General features: G+C 40.4%; 25 protein-coding genes. 17 read left to right on the top strand and 8 right to left on the bottom strand.

What is annotated here, in order from left to right:
• Positions 1-321 precede the first annotated feature (321 nt).
• The 5 genes from C6W21_RS05380 to C6W21_RS05360 all read left to right on the top strand — a co-directional run bounded on the left by C6W21_RS05380 (position 322) and on the right by C6W21_RS05360 (position 3,508).
• Entirely contained in the window at positions 322-939 is a 618-nt protein-coding gene (locus C6W21_RS05380) for a YpjP family protein (protein ID WP_060596585.1), read from the top strand.
• 18 nt (positions 940-957) lie between these two features.
• Positions 958-1,485, top strand: coding sequence for a phosphatidylglycerophosphatase A family protein (locus tag C6W21_RS05375; protein WP_044141171.1), 528 nt, complete (start codon positions 958-960; stop codon positions 1,483-1,485).
• Between the two features lie 103 nt (positions 1,486-1,588).
• A complete protein-coding gene (locus C6W21_RS05370; RefSeq protein WP_106055994.1) occupies positions 1,589-2,383 on the top strand; it encodes a thymidylate synthase in 795 nt (264 codons plus the stop codon).
• On the top strand, positions 2,380-2,865 hold the full coding sequence (gene folA / locus C6W21_RS05365; protein ID WP_106055993.1) for a type 3 dihydrofolate reductase: 486 nt from the start codon (positions 2,380-2,382) through the stop codon (positions 2,863-2,865). The genes C6W21_RS05370 and folA overlap by 4 nt, the downstream gene beginning before the upstream one ends.
• A gap of 19 nt (positions 2,866-2,884) precedes the next feature.
• On the top strand, positions 2,885-3,508 hold the full coding sequence (locus tag C6W21_RS05360) for a lysophospholipid acyltransferase family protein (RefSeq protein ID WP_106055992.1): 624 nt from the start codon (positions 2,885-2,887) through the stop codon (positions 3,506-3,508).
• Between the two features lie 35 nt (positions 3,509-3,543).
• Here the strand turns inward: C6W21_RS05360 and trhA are convergent, their stop codons facing one another.
• Positions 3,544-4,182 (bottom strand): PAQR family membrane homeostasis protein TrhA, encoded by a 639-nt coding sequence (gene trhA, locus C6W21_RS05355; protein ID WP_034660979.1) that lies wholly within the window; start codon positions 4,180-4,182, stop codon positions 3,544-3,546.
• 14 nt (positions 4,183-4,196) lie between these two features.
• Positions 4,197-5,165, bottom strand: a complete 969-nt coding sequence (locus C6W21_RS05350; RefSeq protein WP_106055991.1) for a sigma 54-interacting transcriptional regulator — start codon at positions 5,163-5,165, stop codon at positions 4,197-4,199.
• A gap of 181 nt (positions 5,166-5,346) precedes the next feature.
• Between C6W21_RS05350 and ilvA the strand changes: the two genes are divergently transcribed.
• The 7 genes from ilvA to ypmT all read left to right on the top strand — a co-directional run bounded on the left by ilvA (position 5,347) and on the right by ypmT (position 10,174).
• Positions 5,347-6,615 (top strand): threonine ammonia-lyase IlvA, encoded by a 1,269-nt coding sequence (gene ilvA, locus C6W21_RS05345; RefSeq protein ID WP_106050210.1) that lies wholly within the window; start codon positions 5,347-5,349, stop codon positions 6,613-6,615.
• 36 nt (positions 6,616-6,651) lie between these two features.
• A complete protein-coding gene (locus C6W21_RS05340) occupies positions 6,652-6,903 on the top strand; it encodes a YpmP family protein (RefSeq protein WP_034660976.1) in 252 nt (83 codons plus the stop codon).
• A 187-nt stretch (positions 6,904-7,090) separates the two neighbouring features.
• Positions 7,091-7,933: a DegV family protein gene (locus C6W21_RS05335; protein WP_106049606.1), complete on the top strand. Its 843-nt coding sequence runs from the start codon at positions 7,091-7,093 to the stop codon at positions 7,931-7,933.
• A 23-nt stretch (positions 7,934-7,956) separates the two neighbouring features.
• Positions 7,957-8,547: an SCO family protein gene (locus tag C6W21_RS05330; protein WP_106049605.1), complete on the top strand. Its 591-nt coding sequence runs from the start codon at positions 7,957-7,959 to the stop codon at positions 8,545-8,547.
• A 69-nt stretch (positions 8,548-8,616) separates the two neighbouring features.
• Positions 8,617-9,378, top strand: coding sequence for an SGNH/GDSL hydrolase family protein (locus C6W21_RS05325; RefSeq protein WP_223249524.1), 762 nt, complete (start codon positions 8,617-8,619; stop codon positions 9,376-9,378).
• A 9-nt stretch (positions 9,379-9,387) separates the two neighbouring features.
• Positions 9,388-9,954 carry a YpmS family protein gene (locus C6W21_RS05320; protein ID WP_034660973.1) on the top strand — a complete coding sequence of 189 codons (567 nt, stop codon included), beginning with the start codon at positions 9,388-9,390 and terminating at the stop codon, positions 9,952-9,954.
• 22 nt (positions 9,955-9,976) lie between these two features.
• Positions 9,977-10,174, top strand: coding sequence for a protein YpmT (gene ypmT / locus C6W21_RS05315; protein ID WP_044141182.1), 198 nt, complete (start codon positions 9,977-9,979; stop codon positions 10,172-10,174).
• Between the two features lie 31 nt (positions 10,175-10,205).
• Here ypmT and C6W21_RS05310 read toward each other — a convergent pair whose 3' ends face one another.
• The 3 genes from C6W21_RS05310 to C6W21_RS05300 form a co-directional block, all read right to left on the bottom strand.
• Entirely contained in the window at positions 10,206-10,910 is a 705-nt protein-coding gene (locus C6W21_RS05310) for a DUF4397 domain-containing protein (RefSeq protein WP_223249523.1), read from the bottom strand.
• Between the two features lie 69 nt (positions 10,911-10,979).
• Positions 10,980-11,240 carry a hypothetical protein gene (locus C6W21_RS05305; RefSeq protein ID WP_012010293.1) on the bottom strand — a complete coding sequence of 87 codons (261 nt, stop codon included), beginning with the start codon at positions 11,238-11,240 and terminating at the stop codon, positions 10,980-10,982.
• A 54-nt stretch (positions 11,241-11,294) separates the two neighbouring features.
• A complete protein-coding gene (locus C6W21_RS05300; RefSeq protein ID WP_034660968.1) occupies positions 11,295-11,726 on the bottom strand; it encodes a MarR family transcriptional regulator in 432 nt (143 codons plus the stop codon).
• A 137-nt stretch (positions 11,727-11,863) separates the two neighbouring features.
• Here C6W21_RS05300 and msrA point away from each other — a divergent pair, with 137 nt between their 5' ends.
• Positions 11,864-12,400 (top strand): peptide-methionine (S)-S-oxide reductase MsrA, encoded by a 537-nt coding sequence (gene msrA, locus C6W21_RS05295; RefSeq protein ID WP_106049603.1) that lies wholly within the window; start codon positions 11,864-11,866, stop codon positions 12,398-12,400.
• Positions 12,397-12,828 carry a peptide-methionine (R)-S-oxide reductase MsrB gene (gene msrB / locus C6W21_RS05290; RefSeq protein WP_106049602.1) on the top strand — a complete coding sequence of 144 codons (432 nt, stop codon included), beginning with the start codon at positions 12,397-12,399 and terminating at the stop codon, positions 12,826-12,828. The genes msrA and msrB overlap by 4 nt, the downstream gene beginning before the upstream one ends.
• A 51-nt stretch (positions 12,829-12,879) precedes the next feature.
• On the opposite strand, the gene C6W21_RS05285 is transcribed toward msrB, so the two are convergent.
• A complete protein-coding gene (locus C6W21_RS05285) occupies positions 12,880-13,908 on the bottom strand; it encodes an SDR family NAD(P)-dependent oxidoreductase (RefSeq protein ID WP_106049601.1) in 1,029 nt (342 codons plus the stop codon).
• Positions 13,909-14,177: 269 nt separating this feature from the next.
• Between C6W21_RS05285 and C6W21_RS05280 the strand changes: the two genes are divergently transcribed.
• Positions 14,178-14,900 (top strand): acylneuraminate cytidylyltransferase family protein, encoded by a 723-nt coding sequence (locus tag C6W21_RS05280; protein ID WP_106049599.1) that lies wholly within the window; start codon positions 14,178-14,180, stop codon positions 14,898-14,900.
• A 161-nt stretch (positions 14,901-15,061) separates the two neighbouring features.
• Here the strand turns inward: C6W21_RS05280 and C6W21_RS05275 are convergent, their stop codons facing one another.
• A complete protein-coding gene (locus tag C6W21_RS05275) occupies positions 15,062-16,024 on the bottom strand; it encodes a CgeB family protein (protein ID WP_106049597.1) in 963 nt (320 codons plus the stop codon).
• A gap of 14 nt (positions 16,025-16,038) precedes the next feature.
• Positions 16,039-16,458: a hypothetical protein gene (locus tag C6W21_RS05270; RefSeq protein ID WP_106055990.1), complete on the bottom strand. Its 420-nt coding sequence runs from the start codon at positions 16,456-16,458 to the stop codon at positions 16,039-16,041.
• 189 nt (positions 16,459-16,647) lie between these two features.
• Between C6W21_RS05270 and C6W21_RS18970 the strand changes: the two genes are divergently transcribed.
• Both C6W21_RS18970 and C6W21_RS05260 read left to right on the top strand, forming a co-directional pair.
• Complete coding sequence (locus C6W21_RS18970; protein ID WP_106049592.1) at positions 16,648-16,950, top strand: hypothetical protein; 303 nt, start codon at positions 16,648-16,650, stop codon at positions 16,948-16,950.
• Positions 16,911-18,287, top strand: a complete 1,377-nt coding sequence (locus tag C6W21_RS05260; RefSeq protein WP_106049590.1) for a sigma-54 interaction domain-containing protein — start codon at positions 16,911-16,913, stop codon at positions 18,285-18,287. The genes C6W21_RS18970 and C6W21_RS05260 overlap by 40 nt, the downstream gene beginning before the upstream one ends.
• Positions 18,288-18,321 lie beyond the last annotated feature (34 nt).

Raw genomic sequence — 18,321 nt, 5'->3', positions numbered from 1 at the left:
AGATACTTTATCACGCTGAATAGAAGACAAAGGGCTAAAACCTAGATCATTTTAGCCCTTTGTCAACAATCTGAAAGCCCTCACTAAGGGCTTTTAATCTGTAATCTCCATATAGACAAAATAAAACAATGTCAGCAAGGAAGCTGTGATGAAAAACCCTTCAAGCATACCCATTCCTCCCAAATTTTAGTCGTCATTACTGTCATTGTAAACGTTTTATTATGAAAAAGAAAGTCTCAAATCAGTGACCAAATTGAATGACTGAAAATTCATTATATGCTAGAATAGCAGTATGATAACTTATGGAAGGAATTAGATATCATGAAGATGTGGATGAGAAAAACGCTTGTTGCGCTCTTTACCATTGCAACTTTTGGTTTGATCTCTCCTCCATCGGCTTTGATGACAGACAAGCCATCTGAACTTTCTTCATCTGATAAAACGCCTTATACAGCGGTTTATGATACATCAGATGAATTGCGCAGCTGGGAACTATCGCAAGAGGACAACAAAGAGCAGGTAGACCCCTTTGAGCAATATAAGGAAGAGGTTCTATCAAGTGCAGAAAATCAATCCTTTCTCAAATTCGGCCGTAAAATCACACCTGTCATTGAAGACGAGTACAGAGAAGAGATTCAACCGAAAATAGAACAAGTGTTAACCGATGTTTTAACAAATTTCAAAGATGACGAAAAATTTCAAGATGTTGTGTTAACTGATCAGCCTTCAAGCGGAAATGGCGAAAAAATCTTCCACATCTACAACCGGAAGACTGGAGAAGATTTGCTCCGTTTTCATGTGAGAAGAGATCAGCCTCCACACAGCGGATATTGGTTTAACTTTCACTACCATACAGCAGAAGATGGATTCCAGACGCATCATGAACTCGGTAATATTTACTGGGACAAAAACACCCCGCCGAGCTGGATGAGCCACTAGAAGGAGATGTCATGCCAATTGAAAAAGTATACAATGAACGAAATGGTGCAGATTACAAAACGAATGTTAAACGAACGCGGAGTGAAAATTGAAGATATTGCACACATTGTGCTAAAGCTTCAAGAAAAATATCATCCAAACCTTCCACTTAGTGTCTGTATTGAAAATGTTGAAAAAGTGTTGAATAAAAGGGAAATTGTCCATGCTGTTTTAACAGGACTTGCCCTCGATCAGTTGGCAGAAAAAAAGCTATTGCCAGAACCTTTGCAGCACTTAGTTGAAACAGATGAGCCGCTATATGGAATTGATGAGATTATTCCGCTTTCCATTGTCAATGTATATGGATCAATCGGTTTGACCAACTTCGGTTATTTAGATAAAGAGAAATTTGGTATTATCAGGGAATTAGATGAAGGTCGTCCAGGTGAAGTGCATACCTTCCTTGATGACCTTGTCGCCGCGCTTGCCGCAGCAGCAGCTAGCCGTATTGCTCATTCACACCAAGATATTAAGGACGAAGAGCAGGATCGAGTGAATCAAGTATAAAAAGAAAAACATGTCTGCTCATCATGCAGGCATGTTTTTTTGGTTTAAACAAAAGCAGAAATAAGGTAAACTACAACAAGAACATAAATAAAGGATGAAAAAAATGAAACAATACAAAGAGTTATGCCGTCATGTATTACAGCACGGGGATGAAAAAGGTGACAGAACGGGAACAGGCACAATCAGCACGTTCGGTTACCAGATGAGATTTGATTTGCAGGAAGGATTTCCTCTTTTAACAACAAAGAAATTGCACCTGAAATCAATTATTCATGAGTTACTGTGGTTTTTAAAAGGTGATACAAATGTCAAATATCTTCAGGAAAATGGTGTCCGTATTTGGAACGAATGGGCAGATGAAAATGGCGAACTGGGCCGTGTGTACGGGGCGCAGTGGCGATCTTGGGCTAGCGGAGACGGTGAGACTGTGGATCAGATCACAAAGCTGATCCACGATATTGAGCATAATCCGAATTCAAGAAGACTGATCGTCAGCGCTTGGAACCCGGGTGAAATTGATCAAATGGCGCTGCCTCCATGTCACTGTTTGTTTCAATTTTACGTATCAAACGGAAAGCTTTCCTGCCAGCTTTATCAAAGATCGGCAGATATCTTTTTAGGCGTGCCATTTAATATTGCTTCATATGCCCTTCTCACGATGATGGTTGCCAAAGTTACAAATCTTGAGCCAGGGGAGTTTATTCATACGCTAGGAGATGCTCATATTTATCAGAATCATCTTCCGCAGGTGAAATTGCAGCTAGAGCGCGAGGAACGCATGCTTCCGCAGCTTCGCATCACAAGAGATGTGAAGAGCATTTTTGATTTCACGTTCGATGATTTTGTACTTGAGAACTATGACCCGCACCCGCATATCAAAGGAGAAGTCAGTGTATGATTTCGATGATTGTGGCGACAGGAAAAGACAGAGTCATTGGTCAAGATAATCAAATGCCTTGGCATTTACCAGCTGATTTAGCGTATTTTAAGAAGATCACTGGCGGCCATACGATTGTCATGGGCAGAAAAACGTTTGAATCAATTGGACGAGCGCTGCCTAACCGCCGAAATATCGTTTTGACAACAAGTTCTTCTTTTGAAGCAGAAGGATGCGAGGTTGTCCATTCCATTGACGATATTTTGGCAATTGGGGAAAGCGAGACAGAGTTATTTATCATCGGCGGGTCTAAGCTGTATGAAGAAATGATGCCATATGCGGATCGTCTATATATCACGCATATTCACCATGCGTTTGAAGGAGACCGCTACTTTCCTGATTACAATGAAAACGAATGGACGGTTGTATCACACGAAAAAGGCCATCGTGACGAAAAGAACCCCTACAATTATGAATTTGTCGTATATGACAAAAAAGGATAAATGAGTAGGAGGAGTACGGTTGTTTCGTTATTGGTTTTTAACGATTTATGTTGTTGTATCCTTTTTTAAAAGTATGAGGTATTTGCATGCTCACGAATTAACTGATCCACGCATTTCCTATACGAAACGAATGCATCTCATTCATGAGCATGCAAAAAGGTTTGCCCGGGGATGTATTGATCAGTCAGGATCAGTCATGACCATTCACCAGCAAAAGAAGCTGCCAGATGGACCCGTTATTTATATCACACAAGCACTGAATCCAGTCACGACGACATTATTGATTGGTCACCTTGAGAAGCCATTTGCTTTCATGGCAAAGCCGAATCTTTTACGATATCCCATTTTAAAACAATGGCTGAAGAAGATGGCGGTTATTCATCAGAATCAATCTGAAGCTGCCTTATTAGAAGAAGCAAAGGAAAGAATCTTATCGGGGCAGAGCGTATTGCTTTTAGAAGCACAGCGTCACATGGCAGAGGCACTTGCTGAAGGTTGTGATTGTCCGCTTGTACCGATTGAAACAAGTGGAACGGATCGTCTATTAACTGGGAAAATCGTCAAAAGGCTGCGCCCTGTTAATGTTGATATTCATATTAAAGCACCTGTCATGATGAGTGATTACGCCGAAAAGCGCGCATAGAAAAACCAGCATCCGAAATTGGATGCTGGTTTTTTTCATGCAGCAGGAATGTTCACACAATAGAAGAGAATGCAGAAGAACATCGATGCACTGCCGCCGAGTACAAAGCTGTGCCAAATGGCATGATGATAGGGGATTTTCCGCCAAATATAAAAGATGGTTCCGACTGAATACAATAGACCGCCTAACAGTAAGAGGCCAAATCCTGCGCCCGTTAACCCAATGTAAAGTGGTTTGATGGCAATGATAATCATCCAGCCCATTAATAAATAAACGAGCGTGGACACAATGATAAACCGTTTGACGAAAAAGATTTTAAAGACAATCCCGCCAGCAGCAAGAGCCCATACAATCGCAAGAAGCGTATAGCCTAGTGCGCCTTTTAATGGTCCTAGTAAAAAGGGCGTATAAGTACCAGCAATCAATACATAAATAGCCGAGTGGTCGAGGATTTCAAATACATCTTTTGTTTTTTTGTGCCGAATGCTATGAAGCAAGGTCGAGCTTAAATAGAGCAGCAGCATGGATGCGCCAAATATCGAAAAGCTGATGATCTCTGTGACAGTGCCGTATTGAACAGCGAATAACACGAGAAAAACAATGGCTGGTATGGATAAAATAACGCCAATGCCATGTGTAATGGCGTTTGCAATTTCTTCTTTTACAGTAAACAATGGATGTCCTCCTTTTATTGAACCGGTATATAACCATCAAGTGACTTCAGGAATGAAAGACCTTCAAGTGTAATCTTCGTGCCGGCCCTGCCTTTTCCTTTCGTCACGTATGCTTTTTTCTCAAGATCATCTAATCGGCTTCTCACCTGCTGAGGAGTCAGCGGAATGTCGCCTTGTTTGCTTAATTCAGACAAGATGCGTCTGCTGGCTGCTTCACCTTTCTCATTGAGAGATTTAATGGCTTCCAGCAGGAAAACAAACTCTTGTTTTTCCATTAGTGTGAGCTGGTGTTCTTCCTTTTTTCCTTTTACGTCCGGCGTAAGAGGTGTTAACACAAAAGGCGGCAGGTGGTGTAAAAATACCGTTTGCCCCTCGAGAATGATTGCAGCATAATGAACGATATTTTTGAGTTCCTGTACGTTTCCTTCAAACGGATACTCCTGCAAGGTTTCCCAAACACTTTGATCAATATCAGGCGCCATGTTCAGCTCCTGAAAGAAAGAAGTTGTTAACACAGGAATGTCTGTTTTTCGATCTGCTAATGACGGCAGGGGCAAATGAAAAACATTTAAACGATAAAACAGCTCAGGTAAAAAGGTAGATGAAACCCTCAATGCCTCTATTGATAAAGACGAAGTGGCAATAACTTTTGTTGCAGGAGATGTTTCTAGAAAACGAATGACCTGATGCTGCATAGGAATATTTAATGCGGCGATTTCGTCTAAATAAAGAATTTGACGGGTCTTTTCTGTGAAGGCTTTCTGCAAGATCTCTTCATCTAAGATGGGGCAATATAGATGTGTCAGTGAAGCGTTTGGAGCAGCTGTATTTGCAATTTCCTGGGCAAATAGTGTTTTGCCTGTGCCAATTTCTCCTGTTATCAAGACCGGCTGCTCGTGTTTTGTGAATTGCTTTGCCAGATGAATGGCACGCTTAATTTCTTGATGCTCTCCATATATAGACGTAAACGAATGTGTGGTCATTGGGTGATTCCTTTCTTTGTGGTTCTAATTGGTTCAATTGTAACACCCAATAAAACCAAATGTACAGAAAAACGAAAAAGTTTATGAAATTTATGCTTGATCCATGATCTATTGGTTTATTTTTTGAATATTCATGTTATAATGACAAATTAAATAAGGTTAAAGAGAAAGGATCTTGTACATGAAACCGTTGCTCAAAGAAAACACGCTAATTCAAGTGAAAGACATTTTAAAGGCCCATCAAAATTTGAAGGATGTAGTGATTCATACACCTCTTCAAAAAAATGAGCGACTTTCTGAACGATATGAATGTAATGTCTACTTAAAAAGAGAGGATCTTCAAGTAGTTCGTTCCTTTAAATTAAGAGGCGCTTTTAATAAAATGAGCCAGCTTCCAAAAGATAAATTAGAAAACGGCATAGTCTGTGCAAGTGCAGGAAACCACGCGCAGGGTGTTGCCTATTCTTGTAAATATTTAGGGATCCACGGGAAAATCTTTATGCCTGCCACGACACCAAGGCAAAAAGTATCTCAAGTCGAGCTTTTCGGAAAAGAATATGTTGAAATTATCTTAACCGGAGATACGTTTGATGATTCATATCATGAAGCAGTAAAATGCGGAGATGAAGAGAAGCGCGAGTTTATCCATCCGTTTGATGATTTGGATGTGATGGCAGGACAAGGAACGACTGCTGTAGAAATATTAAATGATATCGAAGTGGAGCCTCACTTTTTATTTGCAAGTGTTGGAGGTGGAGGTCTGTTATCTGGAGTTGGTACATATATCAAAAATATCGCCCCAGAAACCGAAATCATTGCAGTCGAACCGCTTGGCGCAGCTTCACTCCATGCTTCCCATGAAAAGGGCAAGGTTGTGACACTTGATTCAATTGATAAGTTTGTAGACGGAGCAGCGGTTCAGCGGATTGGCGAAAAGACGTTTACGTCGCTTCAGTCCGTTGTCGATAAAATCAGTCTTGTACCTGAAGGAAAAGTATGTACAACCATTTTAGAGCTGTATAATCAATGCGCGATTGTAGCAGAGCCGGCAGGCGCACTGCCGATCGCAGCGCTGGATGCCCATCGCGAGGAGATTAAAGGGAAAAATGTTGTCTGTATTGTCAGTGGAGGAAATAATGATATTGGCAGAATGCAGGAAATCAAAGAACGGTCGATGATCTATGAAGGGCTTCAGCATTATTTCATTGTCAATTTTCCGCAAAGAGCAGGAGCGCTTCGGGAATTTTTAGATGAAGTATTAGGGCCAAATGATGATATCTCACGCTTTGAATATACGAAAAAGAATAACCGAAGCAAAGGCCCCGCGCTTGTTGGCATCGAATTGCAAGAAAGAGATGACTATGCGGCGCTGATTGAACGGATGAATAAAAAAGGATTCCATTATGTTGAAGTGAATAAAGATCAAGATTTATTCCACCTATTTATTTAGGCGTAACAGAACATTGGAAAAGAGGATTGATCGTTTGTGCTGCTCAAAACAATATGTTTTAGACGGATGGATGGAGCTCAGATCAAGGTAACAGAAGTCCCTGTACTAAAGGGAGATGAGACGTATGGTTTCATGCTCACTTTTAGACTTGAAGCTTTCTTGAAAAAAGTCTATGTATCTAAAGGAAAGAGAGCTGTATACTCTTTCAGAGAGGATGTGAAACGTAACGTCAAGTGGAGCACATATGAGCAGATCTATCAGGAGCCTACACTGAAACACAATGCGTAAATAGAAATCTTTGTCAAGTGGAGTGAGCGGTCGTTTTGAAATGACAGCTGCTCAGCTTGGCAAAGATTTTTTTCATAAAAAGAAGAAAATGTGACAATTTTAAAAACGTCATGACAGTTGTTTTCAAGTATGCACGAAATAAGGTAATATCATAAGTAAAGACTAAGACAGCAAGGATGAGACGATAGTGAAACAAATTAAAATTGTCACAGATTCAACTGTGGACATTCCAGAAGAAAAAATCAATGATCTTTCCATTCACGTGATTCCGCTCAATATCTCCATTTCTGGGGTTGATTATATTGACCGAGTGAATATACAGCCAGATGAATTTATTGAAAAAATGGAGGCCGCTGAGGATTTGCCGAAAACGTCTCAACCTGCGATCGGTCAATTCGTCGAATTATATGAAAAGCTGACGGCAGATGGAAGCGAAGTCATTAGTATCCATTTAACGGGTGGGATGAGTGGTACTGTTCAAACTGCTGAAAGCGCTTCGAGAATGGTAGACGGAAACATCACGGTGATTGATTCAAATTTTATTTCCTATGGATTAGGGTTTCAAGTCACCAAAGCAGCAGAACTTGCAAAAAATGGTGCGAGCCGTGAAGACATCATTAAAGAAATGGAAAAAATCCGCCTTAAAACAAAGCTATTTGTCACAATCGATACATTAGAAAATCTCGTGAAAGGCGGAAGAATTGGAAGAGGAAAGGCGCTGATAGGCTCACTTCTTCACATCAAACCAATTGCCAGCTTAACGGACGGGGTATATACGCCGGAAGCGAATGTGAGAAGTTATACTGCTCTTGTCCGCTATTTGACCAAACAGTATGTACAGGCGGTGAAAGGAAAAACAGTTCAAGCCGTTGGGATAGCGCATGCAGATGCATTAGAACTCGCTGAAAAGCTCAAAGCAGCGCTGCTTGATCACACACCTGAAGCACTTGTTGATATTGCCTACACAACACCGATTATTTCGTGTCACACTGGAAAAGGCGCAATAGGCTTTACTTTTTATACCGATTGATTGAAAAAGGGGATGGACGTACCATGCTTAAAAAAAGGGGAGCCTCACTTGGTGCGCTTATTATCATAAGCGTGCTTCTTTTAGTCTCATGTTCAAATGGACAAATCAAAGATGCGTTAAATTATCAAATACAGCCGTTTGAGTATGAAAATCAGGATGGTCAAAAGGTGTCATTGGATGATTTGAAGGGGAAAGTATGGGTTGCAGATTTTATTTTCACAAGCTGTGAAACGATCTGTCCGCCGATGACTGCTCATATGACAGAGCTGCAAAAACGGTTAAAAGAAGAAAAATTGGATGCGCATATCATTTCCTTTAGCGTGGACCCGGAGGTAGACTCACCGAAAAAGCTAAAAGAATTTGCAAAAGCATATCCATTGTCCTTTAAAAATTGGGATTTCCTCACTGGCTATTCACAGCCTGCGATCGAAAAATTCGCAATGAAAAGCTTTAAAACCATTGTGAAGAAACCTGAAGATGAAGACCAAGTGATTCATCAGTCACTGTTTTTCCTAGTTGATCAAGAAGGGAAAGTAATGAAAAATTATGATGGCGTACAAAATACACCTTATGATGACATCATCAAGGACATCAAAACGCTGATCCGAAGCTAGCATAAAGATGTTCAAATGAGCAAAAACATGATACACTTTTTTAATCAGAAAAAGGAGGGACATCATCGTTTGAAGGCTCGTTTGATTTTGATTGTGATGTCTCTAGCTTTTGTTCTTTCTGCATGTACCGCGCAAGAGGCTGGCATAAAGGATAAACTAGAAGACACACAAGACGTAAAAGAACATATTACCATCGCAGCGGTTGGAGATTCCTTAACAGAAGGAGTCGGAGATCAACATAAAAAAGGATACGCAGGCATGACCCGTGACAAGTTAGAAGCGGTGGACGGCGTGCAATCTGTCACATTAAAAAACTATGCCATTAAAGGCAGCAGAACGGTAGATTTATTAAAAAGATTAAAAGAGAAAAAGGTGCAAGACGGACTAAAAGACGCTGACTATATTTTCTTTACGATTGGCGGAAATGACTTAATGCATGTCGTCCGTCAAAATGTGCTCAATTTGACTTTTGCTCCTTTTCAAAAAGAGCAGGGTCCATTTGAGGAGCGCTTTAAAACCATTCTTGCTCAACTGAGAGAACATAATGACCACGCGAAGATCATGTATGTAAGCATGTATAATCCCTTTAAGTTCAGTCTCACTGAGCTGAAAGACATTGATGAAGTCGTCAAAGACTGGAATGCCGCCGCCAAAAAAGAACTGAAAAAAGACGGCAACGCTGATATGATTAATGTAGCAGATTTATTTGAGGAAGATTCTGATGAAAAATTACTGGCAGAAGATGATTTCCACCCAAACCAAAAGGGGTACTCTCTTATGGCAAATCGTTTATTCTCCAAAGTGAAAAAAGAAGGACTGCCGAAGGAATAGGGTGAACGTATGAAAAAGTGGAAAAGCTTATTTTTTATTTTACTTGCAATCAATCTATTGATTGTTCTTGCCTGCGGTATTTTGATGATGCTGCCAGGCGGTCAATCCGCTTCAACTAAAGAATTGAAAAGCGAGTATTCTTTTAATATATCTAGCTCAAAGGAATCACTCACCAGCTTTATCAATGATTACTTGAAAAATCAAGGGTCAAGTGATATGCCAGACTTTCATGTGGCGATCGATCAAGATGTGAAAGTAACAGGCGCCATTAAAGCTTTCTCTTCGACTATTGATGCAAACGTCTCATTTACGCCAACTGTCGAAGATAACGGTGATGTGCTTTTGAAAGTGGATGGCCTTTCAATTGGACAATTAAGCATTCCGATTAGTTTTGTTTTAAGCTACATGGGCCAGTTCTATGAACTGCCAGAATTCGTTCATGTGAAACCGGATCAAAAAACGGTTGAAGTGCGCCTTTCAGAAATGCCACTGACGAATGATATGTATGTGAAAGCGAACAAAATTGATCTAGAGAACGATGAAATTGAGTTCTCATATTATCATCCAAAGCAATAGAAAGTGAGTCAGGAGTGAAACCATGAAGCGAGTCTATCAATATTTTAGTTTACTGTCGTTTTTATTTGCTGCGTACTTTGGCATGACAGCTGCCACTGATTTAAGAGCAGAAAATATCGATCAGTTTTACTTAAATATTGCCTATTGTGCATTATTTCTAGGTATCATGATTCTTGCTTTTGATTTTCAAAAGCAAGAAAAAGCTGAAGATGTCTCGTAAAGAGCCTTTCCTCTATGGAAAAGGCTCTTTTTTATATTTGCTGAGACAAGACCACCTTCGCCATAAGCTCTGGCTCTCCGTTAGCAAATCCATGAAGCAGAATGAGATATGCGCGATTTGCTTGCAGATGAACTTTTGGTATATCAAGCAGTACACTTTGAATGCCGGCTGCTTTCAATTCAAAATGATATTTATTCGGGGAGAAATGATGAATGTGAGTGCTGTTTACATAATGAAGCTCCTTGGATAACACCCCTTGATCACGTTCATATATATCAATTGAAGGAAGGTCTGGAGACAGATGGACAAATGTAAGGGCAGACAGGTCCTCGTGTTGAATCAGAGGGTCTTGCCGCTCTGTCAGCAGCGCAAATCCTGCATGAGCACCTGTGATACATAGGGTGTAAATCTCGTTACGTTTAATCATCATGCGAGAATGAAGAACTCTTTCTTTTGTAGCCAGCTTGAACACTTCTATCTCATAAATTCCCTCATCCCACTCCATATAAGCTGTCAAATGACTGTAAGGCATTTTTTTCAAGACCTGATTCCGATTCACATATACAGCGAGCTCACTGAGATCTGGTGCAGCGTGAAAGAGCCGAATAAAGGCTTTGGATGAAGGGCTACTTTGAGGGTGCTCTAAGCCCGCAGCGAATGGACGGTATGGAAAGTCATGATAAAAGAGCTGCTGCATGTCATCAATCCCTACTTTCTTTTTTTGTAGCGTATGCATGAAAAAGGCGATCTGTATAGGCAAAAGAAGCATAGAAAAAAGCCTGACGTTTTCCGTCAGGCCCGCATGTTAAGAAGGAGAAGAATATTGATGATATTCAGCTAGCTTAATGAACGTTTTTTCATCCTCAATTAAACCACAAACGCCGCACTGTACTTTTATTTGAGGACCCTGATAGCTCATGTGAAAAGGTGAAAGCTGCTCTCCTTCGTATCTTTCGACAACTGCTCCGGTCGCAGGGTCAAGCTTCACAGGTTCTGAAAGCTGCTCAATCAGATTAAAGCGCGTTCTGTTTGTTTTACAGTTTGGACAAAGATAAGGGCTTGTCATGGTTCATTCCACCTCTTTTTATCCGTAGCATGTCCAGAGCGCTAAAATCTATGCTTAATCCTTTTGACTTTTATCTAGCTTTTTAAATAATTTGATCATTGTTTTCAGTTCTTCGTCGTCGAATGACTCAAATCGCTCCATAAAGTATTCTGTTTTCTTTTTCTCAAAATGCTCAGTAATTTCCTTACCCTTATCGGTTAAGTGGATTTTGATGATGCGGCGATCCTCTTTAGAACGGATACGGGTGATCCATCCCTTTTCTACGAGTGTGTCGGTCACAGCTGTAATATGGCTAGCCGACACCCCTAGAATGGACGCAAATTCCGTTACTTTTTTTGCACCTTGCTCTCGGAGCAGATTTAAAATGAGAAATTCATTCCGAGATAATTCGTTTTCGAGCAGGCTGTTAATCTCATAACGGATCTGCTTAAATACGGTTCTCAGTAAAGAATCCATTTCATACATCATTTGTTTTCTTTGTTCCAATCATTAAACCCCCATTATATTTTAAGATACGACAGAATGTTTTCTTTTATTTTAGGTATACAAGTCGTATCATTTTCATTATTTTTCATCATGTTATAATATGATGATACCATTTTTTAAATGAAGGGGGCACTAATATGTCTGAAAAACAAGAATTAGCCACATTTGCAGGAGGCTGCTTCTGGTGTATGGTTAAACCTTTTGATGAACAGCCGGGCATTATCAAAGTTGAATCAGGGTATACTGGCGGACATACAGTGAATCCGACCTATGAGGAAGTATGTACAAATACAACGGGACATAGAGAAGCAGTACAAATCACGTTTGATCCAGACGTTTTCCCGTATGAAAAGCTATTAGAACTGTATTGGCAGCAAATAGACCCAACAGATGATGGCGGGCAATTTGGTGATCGAGGAGAGTCCTACCGCACTGGTATTTATGTTCATCATGACGAGCAGAGAAAGCTTGCAGAGGCATCGAAAGAGAAGCTGAACCAAAGCGGCATCTTCCAAAAGCCAATTGTGACAGAAATTTTAGATGCTGGTCCTTTTTATCCCGCAGAGGAATATCATCAGCATTATTATAAAAAGAACAAAATGCACTACGAACGATATCATGTCGGTTCTGGCAGAGCGGGTTTTATTGAGTCCCATTGGAGTGATAAATCATGACAAACGAAAAAGAAAAGCGTCTGAAAGAATTAAACCGAATACAGTACGAAGTCACGCAAAATAATGGCACTGAGCCGCCATTTCAAAATGAATTCTGGGATCACAAAGAAGAAGGCATTTATGTAGATATCATTTCAGGTAAGCCGCTTTTTTCTTCTTTAGATAAGTTTGATGCCCATTGCGGTTGGCCGAGTTTCACAAAGCCGCTTGAAGATGAGGAAGTGGCAGAAAAGGTGGATAAGAGCCATGGGATGGTGCGGACAGAGGTGCGCAGCAAGACAGCTGATTCTCATCTAGGGCATGTCTTTCCTGATGGACCAGGACCAAATGGTCTTCGGTATTGTATTAACTCAGCTGCTTTGAAGTTTATCCCAAAAGATGATCTTGAAAAAGAAGGCTATGGGGATTTGAAACATCTATTTGATTGATCTATTGAAAAATCGTCACATGGAAGGCATCTGCTTCCGTGTGACGATTTTTTATTTTTTATGATGCGTGTGATGTAATTGTTCAATGATGTGGAATAGCTTTTCTTTTGTAATGAGAGGCGCTTCATTTGATGTGTAATTGGTTAAGTCGACTTTTTGAAAGTCAGCGTGCAGTTGTGGTCTTGGTAAAATGGCATAAAATTGTTCATGCTCAAACAGTAAATCTGCCTCGTGCGGGAATGTGAGCTCCTCGTGAAGCTTTTCTCCGGGTCTTTTACCGATAACGAGAATATCTGGAGATGCGACGTTGATTTGACTGGCATATTCATGAAACGCCTTTAATAGATCAGCAAGCTGTAATGATTCCATCTTGAGAATGAACGTTTCGCCGCCTTTCATCATGATCGCTGCTTCAAGTGTGAGGGATACAGCCTCTTCAATGGACATAAAAAAACGTGTCATATTAGGGTCTGTCACGGTTAAAGGCTTCTCATTTAACAGCTGCTGGAGCATGATCGGAATGACGGAACCCCTTGATCCAAGCACATTGCCAAAGCGTACAGAGCAAAACATCGTTTTTTGATTCGGAATACTTTCGTTTGCTTGGAAAAATAGTTTTTCTGAAATCAATTTTGTTGCACCCATGGCATTTGTCGGAGCGACGGCTTTGTCTGTTGAAATGTTGACCACATGGCTGACTTCATGTTCGATCGCTGCTTCAATGACATGCTGCCCGCCGATGATATTGGTTTGAACGGCTTCAAATGGATTGTCTTCACAAGTGGGTACTTGTTTTAAGGCTGCTGCATGAAAGATGATATCAACCCCTTTGACGAGCTGTCTCACGCGGTTTGCATCCCGCACATCTCCAAGTGCAAATACGACCTCTGGATATTCTGCATACTCATTTTTCATCATGTATTGTTTGCTGTCATCTTTGCTAAATACAATGACCTTCTTTGGAGAGCATGCTGTTAACTTTTTCACGATTTGCCGGCCGATCGAACCCGTACCGCCTGTGACTAAAATCGTTTTGTCACGAAAAAAGGTCTTCATACTTGTTTCTATCTGTTTGGACATATCCAATCCCCCAACTCTTATTTCTCTACTTTGCATCATATGTGAAAGAGCGGCAGACGTTTGAGGAAAAGAACCACTTCATGCATAAATTAGGTGAACAAATTATAACTTTTCATTCAGCTTTTTAATAGAATATGGAGAATCAAAGAAAAAGTAGAAAGAACGAGAGAAAAACACTTCAATACTGCCAACAGCTTCATGGTGAGTGAAAAAGTATAGGAAGTTTTTTCGCTTGATATTGAGGTGTGTGTGAGGGGAGAAGAACATACATGTATAGGGGAAAACGTATTTTAGCTTTGATACCAGCTTTTCATAGGCAGCAAGATCATCATGATGAATATATTCGTCTGTTGGCGGAGCGACCACTTATTTATTGGACCATTCAGCCGCTCCTTCAAATGGTTGAGTTAGATGAAATTGTCGTTTCTTCACATGATGTGAATACTCAAATTATTTCGTCCCACTACGGAGCAAATGTTATTGAACTTCCAAGCACACATGTGTCTGAACAAACACCTTCATTACTAGCTGTGAAGCATGCGCTTGCTTATTTAGAGCGGGAAGGGAAGACGTTTGATATTGTCCTGTATCTGCATCCAGCATCTCCACTGAGAGAACCGCTTGATATTGAGAAATGCCTGGAGCTTCTTGTAGAAGGGAGTTATGATTGTACTGCGTCTTTTACAGAGGCGCTAGAAAACCCAAACGAAACATGGACACTGCATGACAACAATGAAGCGACGTTGTATAAGGACAATCATTATTTTTTTATTCCAAGGCATGAACATTCTTATAAGTATGGTCGTCTAAATGGCGCTGTATATGCTTTTCATGCTCATTATGCCAAAGAATGCATACACTCTTTTTTAGAAGGGGCTGTTGGGGCATATATGATGGATCGCACACATTCGCTTGTTTTCAAAACTGATGCAGATAGGCTAGAGATAGAGAAAGTATTATTGGCACGACGAGATACGGAAGGGACAGTATAAAACTGATATAAAAAAGAAAAAGCGAGCGCCCAGTTATAGGGCGCTCTAGCTTGCCGGTGCTCACAAACCTTAAACTCGCTCCTGTAAAGGTTTTCAGGTCACACTGAAAAAAAGAAGACAAAGGGCTAAAATAAAGATCATTTTAGCCCTTTGTCAACAAGTTATAGGGAGCTCTTTACCATTTCACACAGCCTATATGGCAGCGTGTCAAATGTATTCCAAGAAACGACTTGTTCGTAATTTTTAAGAGATATCGCTTTTCTTTTCTCATCATTTGATACATAATATTCGACTTTCTCAATCAAGTCGTCTTCATGAGTGTAAAAGGCAAAGCTTGAAAAAGCACCTGGGGGGGTTATATTCGTCAATTGAAAGCTTCCACTTGCTGCGATGTCAAATGCTCTGTTGTTCAAACTTATATTTTCAATCATTGCTTTGTTTCGGTTATAAGCAAATTGAGCGGGCCTGTGTGGATTAAGGATAATGGCTGACTGCTCATACATTTTGGCCATTTGCCGATGGGTCAGCCAATTGGTCACGAGTGTCAGATCAGGATATAGTCTGCGAGATTTACTTAAGTGACGGTGCCATTCTTTTCCTGCAACGAGAATGCGCCATTTGTGCTGTTGCAATAGTGCACGAATCGATTTGATGCGATTTGGATAAGGGTAACCGATCAAAGCAATATCATAGATGAAAGAATCTGCTGGCGTCATTTTTTTCTGAAATACATCTGTATTTGTCGGAATGGGAAAGTAGTGTACGTGATGAACACCTAATTGTTTATAAAAAGGCAGTGTGCCTTCATCAATTGTCAAAATCATGTGTGCATCATGTGAACAGCTGGCTGATACATCAGTATAAAAAGGGTCTTCTGTCATCCATAGAACTACTGGTATTTGTTCTTGTTTGAATTGCTGAAGCACTTCTTTTGGAACACGGTCACCGATCATCATGAAAACAAAATCCGGAGAAAATGTCCGGATTTTGTGCATGTGCGTCAGTAGAGATTCTCTTTCCATCTTTAAACATGAAAAGGGTGAATCGATGAAGCTTTCTACTATCCATTGATCGAAAGTTTGATAGATTCCTCCGTAGCCAGAGCTGATATAAAGTAGCTTCATGATAACCTCTCACATTATGATGGGATGGTAACACTCTCAATTTTATCTACATCTATTAGAGTGATTCCAGATCCGTTAGGTGTAACAGAGGTTTCCTGTGTCACAAAAACGATTCCAGTTACAGGATTAAATGTTACAAATTGAACGGGCCCAATTAAGTCTCCAGAGTCAGTTACAATAGTAATGACCGTTCCTGGAGTAAGTGTTGAGAAAATCCATCTTGCACCTTGAAGTGAATTGGGTGTTGTTCCAGTAGAGGTTGAAACTGAAGCTGAAGCTGATAATGATCCAAGAGCTACTTCACTTAATAGATTGTTTAATTGATTTGCCATTTCGGTTCCTCCTTCGTCAATATTGACTGTTAACGCGTCACTAAGCGGCCTGAAGAATAGGTTCAATAGTTCTCTTCTTAACTCGGTACGACTGTCACTCATTTGCTCCCCATCCTTTCTGTAATTAATTTAAACTCACCACTATGTATATGCCATTCTCTCTTTTTGGTATAAGCAGAATGCTCATTTATTCGTCTTTTTTCATTTAATCATTTTGCGTTTTTTTAAAGCTTTCAAACGCTTATGCTCAATCAAATCAATTTCACATTCTAGTAAAGAGAGTAATTTAGAATGGGATTGTACCATTATGAAATGGACGGAATTTGGGATGCACTGTCACGTATCCACTTAATTAGTGGAATGTATTCCAAAGAGAGATGGTCGTGCAAGTGTTTGACGCAGTACTGTTTTTTTAGAATAGATGAAAAAAAGCAGGAGATCGAAAGGAAAAAGCGAAACGTGAAAAGGATAGGGGAACAATTTGAATTTGATCAAGCCGCTGAAAACTCGGCAATAGATGCCAGTTTTTTGGCACTGAAAGTGAGGGGGAAAGAATGGGGAAGGTTGTCGAAAGAGCGGATTGGTTTGAATTAATTTTAGAAGCCATTGATGAAGCCATCCATGTTGTAGATGATCAAGGCATGACGATCTTTTACAATCACAATGCCGCTAAGTTTGACTGTTTACAAAAAGAAGAGGTGATTGGCAAGTACATCCTTGATGTGTATCCCTCTTTAACAGAAAAAACAAGTACGCTCATGCATGTTTTGAGAACAGGGAGGCCCATTTATCATTCGCTGCAAACCTATTTGAATAAAAACGGAGAAAGAATTGAAACCGTCAACACGACATTGCCCATTATTGAAGACAGCAAGTTAATAGGTGCGGTCGAAGTCGCAAAAGATGTATCGAAGCTGTCAGCCCTTTCAAATCGTTTAGATCAAAAAAAACGGATATACGATGTGGCTGAGGCAGAACAAATGCATGATTTTGCTTCGTTTTTAACAAATGATCCGCTCTTAAAAGAAATGCTTGAAAAGGCCAAAAAAGCAGCTGCTTATCCATCATCAGTTGTTGTCTACGGGGAAACAGGGACAGGGAAAGAAGTGCTCGTTCAAGCCATCGTTCATGAATCTGATCGGAAAAACCAAGTGTTCATTCCGCAAAACTGTGCAGCTCTCCCAGAATCGTTACTTGAGAGCCTATTATTCGGATCTGTCAAAGGGAGCTATACGGGCGCAATTGATCGCAAGGGACTCTTTGAATTGGCTGATGGAGGCACACTTTTTCTTGATGAACTGCAAGCGATGCCGCTCACACTGCAGACGAAATTATTACGTGTGTTAGAGGATGGTGTTGTGCGCCGTATTGGGGATGCAAAAGCGATTCAAGTGGATGTAAGACTCATTACTGCACTCAATATGAACCCATTTGAAGCAGTGAAAAAGCAAATTTTAAGAGAAGATTTATTTTATAGACTGCATGTGTCATCCTTTCATATCCCGCCGCTTCGTGAGAGAAAGCAAGACATCCCGCTGCTTTCCCGCCATTTCATTCATACCTATCATCAGCAGTTTTCAAAAAACGTCACACGCCTTTCTACAGAAACGGAACAATTGTTTATGGCGCACCACTGGCCGGGAAACGTTAGAGAATTAAAACATACCATTGAGCATGCCGTATTGATGATGCCAAAGGAAGCGGAAGACATCACACCTTCATACCTTCCTGCTCATTTACGTACGCAGAAGATCGAGGAAGAAACACCCGAAGCCTCCTTAAAAAGTCAGGTTTCTTCATTCGAAAAAACATTGATTCAAGAAGCTTTAAACCAGCATCATGGTAATATTAAAAAAACCGCCGCAGCTTTAAAAATCCCTCGACAAACGCTGCAATATAAACTGAAGAAATATGCAGGTGCCGAAATATAGGCATCACAATCCATTGAATATCACGGGTAAAGCT

It is taken from the genome of Bacillus sp. NMCN1, from assembly GCF_002998085.1.
Taxonomy (GTDB): Bacteria; Bacillota; Bacilli; order Bacillales; family Bacillaceae; genus Bacillus.
This window is presented reverse-complemented; position numbering and strand designations above follow the sequence as displayed.

What these genes read in the sequence shown, in the direction of transcription:
- folA (WP_106055993.1), top strand. Translation starts at nt 2,380, where the DNA reads ATGATTTCGATGATTGTGGCGACAGGAAAAGACAGAGTCATTGGTCAA.
- C6W21_RS18970 (WP_106049592.1), top strand. Translation starts at nt 16,648, where the DNA reads ATGGGATTGTACCATTATGAAATGGACGGAATTTGGGATGCACTGTCA.
- C6W21_RS05270 (WP_106055990.1), bottom strand. Translation starts at nt 16,458, where the DNA reads ATGAGTGACAGTCGTACCGAGTTAAGAAGAGAACTATTGAACCTATTC.
- ypmT (WP_044141182.1), top strand. Translation starts at nt 9,977, where the DNA reads ATGAAGCGAGTCTATCAATATTTTAGTTTACTGTCGTTTTTATTTGCT.
- msrB (WP_106049602.1), top strand. Translation starts at nt 12,397, where the DNA reads ATGACAAACGAAAAAGAAAAGCGTCTGAAAGAATTAAACCGAATACAG.
- C6W21_RS05370 (WP_106055994.1), top strand. Translation starts at nt 1,589, where the DNA reads ATGAAACAATACAAAGAGTTATGCCGTCATGTATTACAGCACGGGGAT.
- C6W21_RS05330 (WP_106049605.1), top strand. Translation starts at nt 7,957, where the DNA reads ATGCTTAAAAAAAGGGGAGCCTCACTTGGTGCGCTTATTATCATAAGC.
- C6W21_RS05305 (WP_012010293.1), bottom strand. Translation starts at nt 11,240, where the DNA reads ATGACAAGCCCTTATCTTTGTCCAAACTGTAAAACAAACAGAACGCGC.
- ilvA (WP_106050210.1), top strand. Translation starts at nt 5,347, where the DNA reads ATGAAACCGTTGCTCAAAGAAAACACGCTAATTCAAGTGAAAGACATT.
- C6W21_RS05275 (WP_106049597.1), bottom strand. Translation starts at nt 16,024, where the DNA reads ATGAAGCTACTTTATATCAGCTCTGGCTACGGAGGAATCTATCAAACT.
- C6W21_RS05350 (WP_106055991.1), bottom strand. Translation starts at nt 5,165, where the DNA reads ATGACCACACATTCGTTTACGTCTATATATGGAGAGCATCAAGAAATT.
- C6W21_RS05380 (WP_060596585.1), top strand. Translation starts at nt 322, where the DNA reads ATGAAGATGTGGATGAGAAAAACGCTTGTTGCGCTCTTTACCATTGCA.
- C6W21_RS05320 (WP_034660973.1), top strand. Translation starts at nt 9,388, where the DNA reads ATGAAAAAGTGGAAAAGCTTATTTTTTATTTTACTTGCAATCAATCTA.
- C6W21_RS05280 (WP_106049599.1), top strand. Translation starts at nt 14,178, where the DNA reads ATGTATAGGGGAAAACGTATTTTAGCTTTGATACCAGCTTTTCATAGG.
- C6W21_RS05310 (WP_223249523.1), bottom strand. Translation starts at nt 10,910, where the DNA reads ATGCATACGCTACAAAAAAAGAAAGTAGGGATTGATGACATGCAGCAG.
- C6W21_RS05260 (WP_106049590.1), top strand. Translation starts at nt 16,911, where the DNA reads ATGGGGAAGGTTGTCGAAAGAGCGGATTGGTTTGAATTAATTTTAGAA.
- C6W21_RS05285 (WP_106049601.1), bottom strand. Translation starts at nt 13,908, where the DNA reads ATGTCCAAACAGATAGAAACAAGTATGAAGACCTTTTTTCGTGACAAA.
- msrA (WP_106049603.1), top strand. Translation starts at nt 11,864, where the DNA reads ATGTCTGAAAAACAAGAATTAGCCACATTTGCAGGAGGCTGCTTCTGG.